This window comes from Candidatus Accumulibacter similis, from assembly GCA_013347225.1.
Taxonomy (GTDB): Bacteria; Pseudomonadota; Gammaproteobacteria; order Burkholderiales; family Rhodocyclaceae; genus Accumulibacter; species Accumulibacter similis.
This window is the reverse complement of sequence record CP054595.1, coordinates 1,028,312-1,040,860: the sequence shown is the minus strand read 5'-3', so window position 1 is coordinate 1,040,860 and position 12,549 is coordinate 1,028,312. Positions and strand designations below refer to the sequence as shown.

15 protein-coding genes are annotated in these 12,549 nt (G+C 65.2%); 14 read left to right on the top strand and 1 reads right to left on the bottom strand.

The features are described 5' to 3' along the window. The first annotated feature begins 41 nt into the window (after window positions 1-41). From thiL to HT579_04670, 12 genes are all read left to right on the top strand, one after another. Entirely contained in the window at window positions 42-995 is a 954-nt protein-coding gene (gene thiL / locus HT579_04725) for a thiamine-phosphate kinase (GenBank protein QKS28299.1), read from the top strand. Beyond that, window positions 940-1,473, top strand: coding sequence for a phosphatidylglycerophosphatase A (locus HT579_04720; protein QKS28298.1), 534 nt, complete (start codon window positions 940-942; stop codon window positions 1,471-1,473). Before thiL ends, HT579_04720 begins: the two co-directional genes overlap by 56 nt. Continuing rightward, a complete protein-coding gene (locus HT579_04715) occupies window positions 1,470-1,979 on the top strand; it encodes a nicotinamide-nucleotide amidohydrolase family protein (protein ID QKS28297.1) in 510 nt (169 codons plus the stop codon). The genes HT579_04720 and HT579_04715 overlap by 4 nt, the downstream gene beginning before the upstream one ends. A gap of 141 nt (window positions 1,980-2,120) precedes the next feature. Continuing rightward, the gene (locus HT579_04710) at window positions 2,121-3,926 is read left to right on the top strand and encodes a hypothetical protein (protein ID QKS28296.1); all 1,806 of its coding nucleotides are present in this window, start codon (window positions 2,121-2,123) and stop codon (window positions 3,924-3,926) included. Between the two features lie 153 nt (window positions 3,927-4,079). After that, window positions 4,080-5,099 (top strand): recombinase RecA, encoded by a 1,020-nt coding sequence (gene recA, locus HT579_04705; protein ID QKS28295.1) that lies wholly within the window; start codon window positions 4,080-4,082, stop codon window positions 5,097-5,099. Between the two features lie 10 nt (window positions 5,100-5,109). Further along, window positions 5,110-5,559: a recombination regulator RecX gene (recX, locus tag HT579_04700; protein ID QKS28294.1), complete on the top strand. Its 450-nt coding sequence runs from the start codon at window positions 5,110-5,112 to the stop codon at window positions 5,557-5,559. 2 nt (window positions 5,560-5,561) lie between these two features. Further along, window positions 5,562-6,296, top strand: a complete 735-nt coding sequence (gene lptB / locus HT579_04695; protein ID QKS28293.1) for an LPS export ABC transporter ATP-binding protein — start codon at window positions 5,562-5,564, stop codon at window positions 6,294-6,296. An 81-nt stretch (window positions 6,297-6,377) separates the two neighbouring features. Then, the gene (locus tag HT579_04690; GenBank protein ID QKS28292.1) at window positions 6,378-7,805 is read left to right on the top strand and encodes an RNA polymerase factor sigma-54; all 1,428 of its coding nucleotides are present in this window, start codon (window positions 6,378-6,380) and stop codon (window positions 7,803-7,805) included. 16 nt (window positions 7,806-7,821) lie between these two features. After that, complete coding sequence (gene raiA, locus HT579_04685; protein ID QKS28291.1) at window positions 7,822-8,148, top strand: ribosome-associated translation inhibitor RaiA; 327 nt, start codon at window positions 7,822-7,824, stop codon at window positions 8,146-8,148. Window positions 8,149-8,241: 93 nt separating this feature from the next. Beyond that, window positions 8,242-8,694 (top strand): PTS IIA-like nitrogen regulatory protein PtsN, encoded by a 453-nt coding sequence (ptsN, locus tag HT579_04680; protein ID QKS28290.1) that lies wholly within the window; start codon window positions 8,242-8,244, stop codon window positions 8,692-8,694. Continuing rightward, entirely contained in the window at window positions 8,691-9,635 is a 945-nt protein-coding gene (locus tag HT579_04675; protein QKS28289.1) for an HPr kinase/phosphorylase, read from the top strand. The genes ptsN and HT579_04675 overlap by 4 nt, the downstream gene beginning before the upstream one ends. A 44-nt stretch (window positions 9,636-9,679) precedes the next feature. Further along, window positions 9,680-9,997 (top strand): phosphate-starvation-inducible protein PsiF, encoded by a 318-nt coding sequence (locus HT579_04670; protein QKS28288.1) that lies wholly within the window; start codon window positions 9,680-9,682, stop codon window positions 9,995-9,997. Between the two features lie 119 nt (window positions 9,998-10,116). On the opposite strand, the gene HT579_04665 is transcribed toward HT579_04670, so the two are convergent. After that, entirely contained in the window at window positions 10,117-10,497 is a 381-nt protein-coding gene (locus tag HT579_04665) for a hypothetical protein (protein QKS28287.1), read from the bottom strand. An 83-nt stretch (window positions 10,498-10,580) separates the two neighbouring features. Here HT579_04665 and HT579_04660 point away from each other — a divergent pair, with 83 nt between their 5' ends. Together HT579_04660 and HT579_04655 are read left to right on the top strand one after the other, a co-directional pair. Then, window positions 10,581-11,750, top strand: a complete 1,170-nt coding sequence (locus HT579_04660; GenBank protein QKS28286.1) for a UbiH/UbiF family hydroxylase — start codon at window positions 10,581-10,583, stop codon at window positions 11,748-11,750. 31 nt (window positions 11,751-11,781) lie between these two features. Further along, entirely contained in the window at window positions 11,782-12,489 is a 708-nt protein-coding gene (locus HT579_04655) for a DsbC family protein (GenBank protein QKS31502.1), read from the top strand. Window positions 12,490-12,549 lie beyond the last annotated feature (60 nt).

Below are 12,549 nucleotides of genomic sequence, written 5' to 3'. Positions count from 1 at the left end.
CGCCACTCCGGTTGCCCTGCAAGGCGCGATGCGGGAGCAGGATGCCCAGCGAGTTCGAGCTGATCCGGCGTCATTTCACCCGGCCGACGCCGCAGGCATTGCTTGGACCCGGTGACGATTGCGCGCTGCTCGTCCCGAGCGAGGGTATGCTGCTGGCGGTTACTACGGACATGCTGGTCGAGGGCACGCATTTCCTGCCCGACACCGACCCCGGCGCGCTCGGCTGGAAGACACTGGCGGTCAGTCTGTCGGACCTTGCGGCGATGGGGGCGCGCCCACGCTGGGCTCTCCTCGCCGGCAGCCTGCCGACGGACGACGAGTCATGGGTCGCGCGCTTCGCTGCCGGCCTGTTCGCCTGCGCCGGCCGCCATGCGGTCGACGTGGTCGGCGGCGATACGACACGGGGGCCACGCAACCTCTGTCTGACGGCGATTGGCGAACTCCCGCCGACCAAGGCGCTGCGGCGTGACCGCGCCTTGCCGGGTGACGATCTCTGGCTCTCGGGCCAGACCGGACTGGCTGCGCTCGGCCTCGCTCACCTGCAAGGGCGGGCACACCTCGGCGAGGCGCTGCGCGAAACCTGCGTCACCGCGTTGCAGCAGCCTTTGCCACGCGTGGAACTTGGCATTCGCCTGCGCGACCTGGCGCACGCCGCGATCGACGTCTCGGATGGCCTGCTCGCCGACCTGTGCCATGTCGTCAAGCAGTCGCAGGTCGGCGCCGAGATCTCGCTCGCTCGCTTGCCACCGTTACCGAGAGGGATTGAGCCGCTACTGGCTCGCCACTGCCAACTGGCGGGCGGTGACGACTACGAAATTCTCTTCACGGCCGCAGTCGACAGACGCGACGAGCTGGCGGCCCTCGCTGGCGAGCTGGAGTTGCCGCTCTGGCGATGTGGCAGCATCCTTGCCGCTCCGGTCGGCGAAGTGAGAGTGGTGGATGCAGGCGGACAACCGGTTGATTTTGCGGCCAGGGGATTCGATCACTTTGCCTAGCCCGCCGTCGATCCGTTTCCTGTTCGCGCATCCGGCACATCTGGTTGCGTGTGGCTTCGGCAGCGGGCTGTCGCCGCGTGCCCCCGGAACCGTCGGCACCCTGTTCGCGTGGCTTTCGTACCCGCTCCTCGGCCAGTCGATGAACGAACTGCAGATTCTGCTCTTCCTGTCGTTCGCTTTCGTCGGCGGCGCGTTGGCCGTACATCGGACCGGCGTCGATCTTGGCGTCGTCGACCATGGCAGCATTGTCTGGGACGAGATCGTTCCCTTCTGGCTCGTGCTGCTGTTCTGCCCGGGACACTGGCTGTGGCAGACCACCGCCTTCTGCCTGTTCCGCTTCTTCGACATCGTCAAGCCGCAGCCAGCGCGTTATTTCGACCAGCAGGTCAAGAACGGCTTCGGCGTGATGTGCGACGACCTGGTGGCGGCGGGCTACACGCTGCTGGTCCTGGCCATCCTGCGCTTCGCGCTGCCGTGAGGGACCCCGAGCAGGTGGCACTGGAGGCAGTGGCGGCAGAGGTCGGCCGCCTGCTGCTGCAGGCTGGCGAGCGCCTGACGACCGCTGAATCGTGCACCGGTGGCTGGCTGGGTCAGTGCATCACGGCGGTCGCTGGCAGCTCGCGCTGGTTCGACCGGGGCTTCATCAGCTACTCGAACGAGGCGAAGACCGAGTTGCTCGGCGTCGGCGGCGACACGCTCGCCAGCCACGGCGCGGTCAGCGAGGCGACCGCCGCGGCCATGGCTCTCGGTGCCCTGGCGCGCAGCCCGGCGGACTGGGCAATCGCGGTCACCGGCATTGCCGGCCCCGACGGCGGTACGGCGGAGAAGCCGGTCGGCACCGTCTGTTTCGCCTGGGCCCGCGCCGATGCGCAGCTGTTCACCGCAACGCGCCATTTTGCGGGCGATCGCCGCGCCGTGCGTGCGCAATCGGTCGAACATGCGCTGTGCGGGCTCCTGCCACGGATCGGCGCGCGCAGCGTCTGAGCGCCGGCGACGAAATCGTCACCAGCAGGCGACGAATCCGGCCGCTGGTTGCACGCGTTGCCCGGCGCGTCGGCAGCAGTCCGCCTCGCCGCCGTGCGTGGGCCGACAGATTCTCGGCACAGCTCTCCGCCGTGTAATAGAATGAGCCACTTAAAAGCGCCCGACCTGTCACCGATGCTGCCCAGAATCGCCAATCTTCGTGCTGCTGTGGTGGCTGTGGTACTCCTGCCGCTGCCCGTCTGGTCCGCTGGCGCCGCACAGGCCGCCACTTTGGGCAAGATGACGGTGCTGTCGACGCTCGGTTCGCGCTTCGAGGCGGTCGTCCAGATTGCGGGCGGAGCCAGCGACGGGAGAAGGATGCTGGCGGAGTGTTTCCGCCTCGCTCCAACTGGCGAAGGCGACCTGCCGACCCTGCGCAACGCTCGCCTGACGGTCGAGGAAAACGAAGGCCGCTTGCAGCTGCGAATCTCCTCCGAGCAGACGATCAATGATCCGCTTCTGCAGGTCCATGTGCGGATCGGTTGTGGCGCCGAAGGCGGCCGCAACTACGTACTGCTCATCGACCCACCGAATCGCCGGGCACAGCCGCCGACCCTCGTCCGGCCACCGACCGGTGATCGGCAACTGCCTGCATCGCCCCTGGCAACAACACCGCCGCCGACACGTGCCGCTGCCGAGGGGTCGCCCGGCCGCCCGGCAACAGCAGCCGCCGCGGCAGTTGCGCCGCCGTCAGCGCTGCCACGCGAGCCGTCTCGCCGGACGACCGCCACCGGCAGGACCGCAGACCGCCTCCTGCTGTCGGGCGAGGACGAAGTTGCGAAAGCCCTTCCGGGCGACGAGCATCCCTTGCGTCTGAGCACCCGGCTGTCGACCGAACTGCTCGGCAAGAGCAGCGAGAGCCAGCGCGCCATGTTGCGCATCGAATATCAGCTGCTGTCGGCCCTGCATACGCAGGCGGCGCAGCAGTTGGCGATCGCACTGCAGATACGGCAGCTCGAAAGCACCCTCGAGGCATTGCACAGAAAAAGTGCAGAGGCACCGCTGCCGTTGCCGGCCGCCGCGCCGCCTGCGGCAGCGGCGGCCGACAGCGACAGTCCGGCGCGAGCGGTTGCGGCTCCGGCAGCGGTAAGTCCACCGGCATCGCACGCAGCGGCAGCGAGCGAGCCCGACTGGTGGTTCGAGGCGAGCGTGCTCCTGGGGTCGATAGCCGCTCTCGCCTGGTTCCTGCGACGGCGCTCGGTGATGCCATCGTCGACCGCGGCGCTTGCAACCGCCGCCGCGCTGCCTGAGGTGCCCGCCGACGAGTCCCGCTGGGAATTGCAGGTCGCCGATGATGGCAGCCGAACGAAGCCCGGCGGTGCGACCGCCACCCCCGCCGACAGCCTGCTGTCCCGCGACGACGGCAGTAGCCACGCGGCCGCGTTACCGCTTCGCGAAGCCGGCGATGAGGTGACGGCAGTCGTCGAACTCGCCGAGATCATGCTCTCCTTCGGCCGCACCAAGGGAGCTCAGCGCGCCCTCGAGGAGTTCATCGCACAGCAACCGGAGGCGGCAGTCACACCCTGGCTCAAACTGCTCGAGGTCTATCGGCAGGGCAACGAACAGACGGCCTTCGAGTCACTGGCCCTGAAGCTCACGGGCCTTTTCAACGTCGCCGCGCCCAGCTGGCAGGCAGCCGAAGGATTGGCAGTGCCCATACCGGCGAGCAGTGAGTTGGCACGGATGCCGATCGAACACATCCTGTCGCGTCTGCCGACCATTGGCGGGATGACGCACATCAGGCGCGAGCTGCTTCGTCTCTGGGACTCGCCGGAGTGCCTGTCCTACCTGGACAAGCTTCTGCGCGACAATCGCAAGGGCGAACGCAGGGGCTTCGACATCACCGCCGTGCGCGAGTTGCTGGTTCTGACCGACATGCAGCAGGACCGCCGGCGGCCGGCGCACTGACCGGCACAATGCCGGCGCCACCCCCGGCGACGATCCGTCCAGATACTTTCATACTGTATGTAAATGCAGTATATTGAACGGGTCGGCGGCGGCATCTGCAGCGCCGCCGAACGTGGGATAATTCCCGTCAATCAAGATCAAGGACAGGCGACAATGGACGACAACAAGTCGAAGGCTCTGGCTGTGGCGCTGGCGCAGATCGAAAAGCAGTTTGGCAAGGGTTCGATCATGCGCATGGGTGAGGGGAGCGTGGTCACCGACATCCCGGTGGTGTCGACCGGTTCTCTCGGGCTGGACATCGCGCTGGGCATTGGCGGCCTGCCGCGTGGCCGTGTGGTAGAAATCTATGGACCGGAATCATCGGGCAAGACGACGCTGACGCTGCAGGTGATCGCCGAGATGCAGAAGATGGGTGGCACGGCGGCCTTCGTCGATGCCGAGCATGCGCTCGATCCCGGTTACGCGCAGAAACTCGGCGTCAAGCTCGACGAGTTGCTGATCTCGCAGCCTGACACCGGGGAACAGGCACTCGAAATCGCCGACATGCTGGTGCGGTCGGCCAGCGTGGACGTGGTGGTGATCGATTCAGTCGCGGCGCTGGTTCCCAAGGCCGAAATCGAAGGCGACATGGGCGACTCGCTGCCCGGGCTGCAGGCGAGGCTGATGAGCCAGGCGCTGCGCAAGCTGACGGCCAACATCAACCGCACCAATACCCTGGTGATCTTCATCAACCAGATCCGGATGAAGATCGGCGTCATGTTCGGCAGCCCGGAAACGACTACCGGTGGCAACGCCCTCAAGTTCTACGCTTCGGTGCGACTCGACATCCGGCGCATTGGCAGCATCAAGAAGGGCGATGAGGTGATCGGCAACGAGACCCGGGTCAAGGTGGTGAAGAACAAGGTCGCGCCACCATTCCGGGAAGCCATCTTCGACATCCTCTATGGCGAGGGGACTTCGCGCGAAGGTGAAATCGTCGAGCTCGGAGTGCTGCACAAGCTGGTCGAGAAGTCCGGCTCGTGGTATTCCTACAATGGCGAGAAGATCGGCCAGGGCAAGGACAACGCCCGCGAATACCTCAAGAGCAAGCCCGACGTGGCGCAGGAGATCGAGAGCCGCATTCGCGCCGCGGTGAAGGTACCGTCGCCGGGAACCAGTGTCGCCACCGCCTGAGCGCCGGTTGATGGCAGACGCGCTGCGCGACCGGGCGCTGCGCCTGCTGGCGCGTCGTGAGCACACGCGCCGGGAGTTGATCGACAAGCTCGCCCCGCAGGCGGAGGGTCCGCAGGAGCTCGCGGCAGTGCTCGACGATCTGGGCAGCAGCGGCCTGCAATCCGATTGCCGTTACGCCAGCAGCCGACTCAGGGCGCGTGCCCAGCGCTTCGGCGACGATCGACTGGCGCATGAACTCCGGGCGAAGGGAATTGCCGAAGAACTCGTCCGTGCCGCACTGACGGGCACCGAGGATGAGCTGACACGAGCACGGCGCGTCTGGGCGCGACGCTTCGGACAGCAGCCAGCCGCTCCCGGCGATGCGGCAGAGCGGGCGCGGCAGATGCGCTTTCTCGCGGGCCGGGGATTCTCCGCCGAGACCATTCGGCGCGTACTGCGTGCCGCCCCTGACGACGAGTGAACATGTCAGCAAAACAGAGCACCCTGTCCACGATCATGCTCAACAAGCGCTACAAGGCGCGCACCGTTGTGCATGACGTTTCGTTCGAGGTGACGAGCGGCGAGGTCGTCGGCCTCCTCGGCCCGAATGGCGCAGGCAAGACCACCTGCTTCTACATGGTGGTCGGTCTCGTCGCCTGCGATGGCGGCGAGGTGCGTCTCGATGACGTCGAGCTGACGCACCTGCCGATCCACAAGCGTGCCCGACTCGGTGTCTCGTATCTGCCGCAGGAAGCCTCGGTCTTCCGCAAACTGACGGTCAGCGAGAACATCCGTGCCGTCCTCGAACTGCAGCGGCTGCCCGCCATCCAGATTGAGGAACGCAGCGAACTCCTGCTCGAGGAACTGCACATCGGCCACCTGCGCGCGAACCCGGCGACGTCGCTCTCCGGTGGCGAGCGGCGACGGGTTGAAATCGCTCGCGCGCTGGCCACCGAACCACGTTTCATCCTCCTCGACGAACCCTTCGCCGGGGTCGATCCGATCGCGGTACTGGACATCCAGCGCATCATCCGCTTCCTGAAGGAGCGCGGCATCGGCGTCCTCATCACCGACCACAACGTTCGCGAGACGCTGGGCATTTGCGACCACGCCTACATCATCAACGAGGGAAGCGTCCTCGCCGCCGGTCGTCCGGACGAAATCATTTATAATGAAAACGTCCGCAAGGTGTACCTGGGCGAGAACTTCCGCCTCTAATCGCGACAGCCCTTCGGTGATGATCAGAGAACCAGACGGGCAGTCTACCGTGCCGGTACGGTGGCTCACCCGGTTCCGCACATGAAACCATCCCTAACGCTCAAGCTAACCCAGCATCTTGCGTTGACCCCACAACTGCAGCAGTCGATTCGGCTCCTGCAGTTGTCGACGGTCGAACTCGAGCATGAGCTGGAGAAGTTTCTGCAGGAGAACCCGCTGCTCGAGCGGGCAGAGGAGTACGTGCAGCCGCCGGCGCTGCCGGATGACCGCGCCGACGGTGATTTCCAGGAGAGCGAGCCGAGCGCCGAGCCGTCGTCGGGACCGGTCGCCGGCGACGACGACGGCTGGCCCGACGAGCACTTCGGCAGCGGCGGCTCTGCCGGCTCGTTCGACGGTGACGATGACGGAGACAACGACTATCAGGACGTGCAGGCAGCGACCGTCTCGCTGCGCGACCATCTCCTGTGGCAGCTTGCCCTCACCTCGATCTCCGAGCGAGACCGCGCTCTGGTGGGCTATCTGATCGACGCCCTTGACGACGACGGCTACCTGTCGCAACCGCTCGAGGAGATTGCGCAGGCCATGCCCGACGAACTCGATGTCGGCCTCGAGGACCTGCAGATCGCGCTCCGGTACCTGCAGAACCTCGACCCGACAGGCGTCGGTGCACGCAGTGCCCAGGAGTGTCTGGCTCTGCAGCTGATGGCCATGCCGCCGACCGGGACCAGCAGTCTGGCACAGGAAATCGTCCTGCAGCACCTCGACCTGCTGGCCAGCCATGACTTCGCACGCCTGAAGAAGCAGACCGGCGCCGACGACGAAGCCCTGCGCGCGGCCCACCTGCTGATCTGCAGTCTCAACCCGCGCCCCGGCGCCGCCTATGCCAGCACGGAGACGCGCTACATCGTGCCGGATGTCGTCGTGCGCAAGGTGCGGGGACAATGGTCGGCCAGCGTCAATGCCGACGCCTTTCCACGCCTGCGGATCAACAGCCTGTACGCCCAGATTCTTTCCCGCCAGCGCGGTTCGGGCCTGTCCGTTCAGTTGCAGGAAGCGCGCTGGCTGATCCGAAATGTACAGCAACGGTTTGACACCATCCTGCGAGTGGCGCAGGCTATTGTCGAACGGCAGCGCCAATTCCTCGAACATGGCGAAGTCGCCATGCGGCCTCTCGTGCTGCGCGAGATCGCCGAAACGCTGGGGTTGCATGAGTCGACCATTTCGCGAGTCACGACACAGAAGTACATGGCAACGCCGCGCGGGATCTTCGAGTTGAAGTATTTCTTTGGCAGTCACGTCGGTACCGAAACCGGCGGAGCCTGCTCGGCAACGGCGATCCGGGCCCTCATCAAGCAGATGATTGCCACGGAAGAGCCGACGAAGCCTCTCTCGGATGGCCAGATATCCGAGGTTCTTGGTCAGCAGGGCATTGTTGTCGCACGGCGAACAATTGCAAAATACCGTGAGTCGCTCAATATCCCGCCGGTCAGTTTACGCAAGTCCATTTAGAAGAAGGAGCCACACCATGAACCTGCAAGTCAGTGGACACCACCTCGAGGTCACCCCGGCGCTGCACGACTACGTCACCGGCAAGCTCGAACGAATCACCCGCCACTTCGACAACGTGATCGACGTCAACGTGATTCTTTCGGTGGACAAGCTGAAGCAGAAGGCAGAAGTGACCGTACACCTGGCCGGCAAGGATGTCTATGTCGAATCGGTGGACGAAGACCTCTACGCCGCGGTCGATGGCCTGGTGGACAAGCTCGAACGTCAGGTGCAGAGGTACAAGCAGAAACTCCAGGACCATCATCGCGGCAACAAGATCACCGACCACATCGTTGCCGAGTGACCTTCAGCGCGTCGACAGCCGGACGATCGCTAGCCGGATCGTCCGGGTGTACCCTTTTCCGCTAGCACACGTTCGTCATTCAGGTCTTGTCGCATGAGCCATATCACCCAACTACTTCCCCTCGAGAACATCATTCTCGACCTCGACGTCAGCAGCAAGAAACGCGCTTTCGAACACGTCGGGCTGCTGTTCGAGAACTATATCGGCATTGCGCGCAGCACGGTGTTCGACAGCCTCTTTGCACGCGAAAAGCTCGGTTCGACCGGGCTTGGGCAGGGCGTTGCAATCCCGCACGGGCGAATCAAGGGCCTGAAGGACGCCACGGGAGCCTTCCTCCGGCTGGCCGCTCCGGTCCCCTTCGACTCTCCCGATGGGAAGCCGGTGGCGCTGCTGTTCATCCTGCTCGTTCCCGAGGTGGCCACCGAGCAGCACCTGCAGATACTCTCCGAACTGGCACAGCACTTCTCGGACCGCAGCTGTCGCGAAGCGCTGAGCAAGGCTCCCGACGCGCAAACCATCCGCCAGATCTTCGCTGCCGGGCCATGAACGCCCAGCGTCAGTTCAGTGTCGTCCAGCTCTACGAGGACCATCGGGAGAAACTGAAACTGACCTGGGTGGTGGCCGTCGGCGTGGACCGACAGATCGAGCTCAGGGATCAGGGCTATTTTGGTGCCGAGGTCGTTGGCCACCTCAACCTCATCCATCCGGAGCGCCTGCAGGTCATCGGCCGTGCCGAGAACGACTGGGGCAATCGCGTCAGCACAGAACGTCTGCGCAATCAGGTACGGGAATTGATGGCTGCGCGACCGCCGGCGCTGATCGTCGCCGACGATGTCGAGGTGCTGCCGGCGATCAGCGAGGCCTGCCAGTCGACTTCGACACCGTTGTTCGTCAGTCCGAAACCCTGTTCGGCAGTGATCGACCTGTTGCGCATCTATCTTTCGCGTCGGCTCGCCGGCTCGACGTCGGTGCATGGCGTACTGATGGACGTCTTCGGCATGGGTGTTCTGATCACCGGCGACTCGGGCGTCGGCAAGAGCGAACTCGCGCTCGAGCTGATCACCCGCGGTCACGGGCTGGTAGCCGACGATGTCGTCGAACTCGCATGCATCGCACCGACGACCATTGAGGGGCGATGTCCGAGCATGTTGCGTGACTACCTAGAAGTGCGTGGGCTCGGGCTGCTCAACATTCGCACCATTTTCGGCGAGACCGCCTCACGTCGCCGCATGAAACTGAAGCTGATCGTGCATCTGCAGCGCCCGCTCAGTCGGGCCGACGGGCCTCGCCTGCCGCTGGACGCGCAAACGCAGGACATTCTGGGGGTTGCCATACGCAAGGTGGTGATTCCGGTCGCCGCCGGGCGGAACATCGCCGTCCTCCTCGAGGCTGCGGTACGCAACAGCATCCTGCAACTACGCGGCATCGACAGCATGAGTGATTTCATCAACCGCCAGCAGCAGGCCCTGCTTGACGGCGAACTCTAGCAATGGCCTAATCAGCACTCCCCATCAATACGAGGAGAAGTGCCGTGAAAGCAGCCGTCGCCCTTGTTGCACTCGCCATTGCCGCCAGCAGCGCGGTCGCTGTCGAAGAGAAGAAGGAAGCCTCGCCCGCGCAGAAGGCGCAGCAGGAGAAAATGAAGGCGTGCAACGCCGAGGCTGGGGAAAAGGGCCTCAAGGGTGACGAGCGGAAGGGCTTCATGAGCACCTGCCTTGGCGCCAAGCCGGCGCCGGCAACGCAACAGGACAAGATGAAGAGCTGCAACGCCGAAGCCGGCAGCAAGCAACTGAAAGGCGACGAGCGCAAGAAATTCATGAGCGAGTGCCTGAAGGGAAGCCCGGGCTAGGTCCGGTCGACCGGCGGCCGCGGCCGTCGCCGGCGACGGCCGCGGGATCGAACGTCGAGCGTGCCAGAGTTGCCGCGCCTCGGCAGCGCCGGCGCGGATCGTTGGCGCCGCGGCGCCGGTCAGTCGGTGGCGCGAGTCGTCTCGCGGGCGAGCGTGACCACAGCCGCCGGCAGGCAGGCGACACAGCCGCGCTGCTGGCGTCGCAGCAATCGGCGCAAGCGACGTTCGGCATCCGCGTGGCTGCTGCAGGAATGGTGGAGAAAGGCGTTGCACGCGGCCCAGCGTCCGTCCGCGGTGCGCAGCACGACGACCGGGCGGCCACCGTCGATGGTGGTCAGCAGACATCCCGGCTCCGCTGTCAGCCAGGACGCGACCAGCAGATCCATGGCTTCGCCTCGCGGTATCGTCAGCGCCAGCAGGGCGTCGAGCGCCGAGTCGAACTCGGCACGAACGATTGCCGGAAGGTAGGCTGGATCAGTGAGCTTGGCAGCGGGAGTCATCCGCCATATTGTCCATCATACTGGCCGGCTGCTGCGTTCGGCGATGGCGCAGTTGCGGCCCGTCCCTTTTCCGGATCAACCCGATGCCAGTCAGTGACTTCGACGTCCTCATCGTAGGTGGTGGCCTGGCAGGCCTTTCCCTCGCGTGTGCGCTGCGCGACAGTCGCCTGCGGCTGGCACTCGTCGAGCAACAGCCGCCGCGGGCAGTTCAGGGCTGGGACGCTCGCGTCTATGCGATTTCCCCGGCAAACCGCCGCTTCCTGCAGGAGATCGGCGTCTGGAAACACCTGCCCGGCGAACGGCTGCGCGCGATTTCGGCCATGAAGATCCGTGGCGACCGCGGCGCCGAGCTGGATTTCTCTGCTTACGAAACAGGGCTTGACGAGCTCGGCTGGATTCTCGAGTCGTCATTGATGACCTGCGAGCTATGGGAGACGGTCAAGCGGCAGGGCAACCTGAGCCTGTTCTGCCCGGCGCTTCCGGCTGCCATCGAGATCGGCGATAGCGCCGCCTCCCTCACCCTTGGTGACGATCGCCGCATCAGCGCACGACTGCTGGTCGCTGCCGACGGACGTGACTCGTGGGTGCGCGGCAAGGTGGGTCTGCGGGCCAGCGACACCCATTATGGCGAGCTCGGGCTGGTCGCCAATTTCGACTGCCAGACCCCACACCGCGGCGTGGCACGGCAGTGGTTTCGGCACGACGGGGTCCTCGCCTGGCTGCCACTGGCCGGCGATCGCATCTCGATCGTCTGGTCTGCGCCGGAAGCACATGCGCGCCAGCTGCTCGACCTGCCGGCCGACGCGCTGGCCGCGCGCGTTGCCGCCGCCGGCGACTGCGAACTGGGTGAATTGCGGCCACTGACGCCGGCGGCAGCCTTTCCCTTGCGCCTGCTGCACGTACCGCAGATCATCGCGCCACGGGTCGCCCTCGTTGGCGACGCAGCGCACGGAATTCATCCGCTGTCGGGTCACGGCATCAACCTCGGCTTCCAGGATGCACGCGCCCTGGCCAGCGTGCTGGCTGCGGTGCCGGAATGGCAGGATGTCGGCAACCCGCGTCTCCTGCGGCGCTACCAGCGGCAACGGCGCGAGGAGACGCTGCTGATGCAGACGACGACACATGCCCTGCACGAGCTCTTCCGGACCGCACTGCCGGGGCTCGGGATGCTCCGCAACGCCGGAATGAACCTGACCAATGCTTTGCCGGTCGTAAAGAACCTGCTCGTACGCTACGCCATCGGCGCATTCTGAACCACTGACCATCACCGGAGAAAGACCATTGATCACCAAGAGACTCGTGCCGCTCGTGCTCGCCGCGACCCTCAGCCTGCCCGCACTGGCCGACGAGGCTGCGGTCAGGAAGTCGCTCGAAAGCAAGCTCGGGCGCCCCCTGACCAGCCTCACGAGGACGCCCTATCTCGGGCTCTATGAAGCCTATGCCGACGGCCAGATCTTCTACACCGACGACAAGGTCTCGGTGATCATTGCCGGCGCGCTGATCGACGGCAAGAGCATGAAGAACATCACCGACGAGCGACTGCAAAAGCTCACCGCCATCAAGTTCTCCGAACTGCCACTGACACTCGCCGTGAAGCAGGTCCGCGGCGACGGCAAGCGCGTCTTTGCCACCTTCGAAGACCCCAACTGCGGCTACTGCAAGAAGCTGGCGAAGGATCTCGCGAAGCTCGACAACGTCACCATCTACACCTTCCTCTACCCGATCCTCTCGCCGGACTCACTCGACAAGTCGAACCGGATATGGTGCGCAGCGGACAAGGCAAAAGCATGGAACGACTGGATGGTCGACGGCAAGGCGCCCGGCGGCAAGGGCGACTGCGATACGACGGCGGTCAAGAAGACCATCGAGATCGGCCGCAAGCTGGCGATCAATGGTACGCCGACGATCTTCTTCACCGATGGCGAGCGCATCCCGGGCGCGGTTCCGGTGGCCAGGATCGAGGAGAAGCTGGCGCAGACCGCTAGCCGCTGAGACGCTCCCGGGAAGTCTTCACGACCCGGCGACGGGGTGACGCGAGCAAGCACCGGCGCG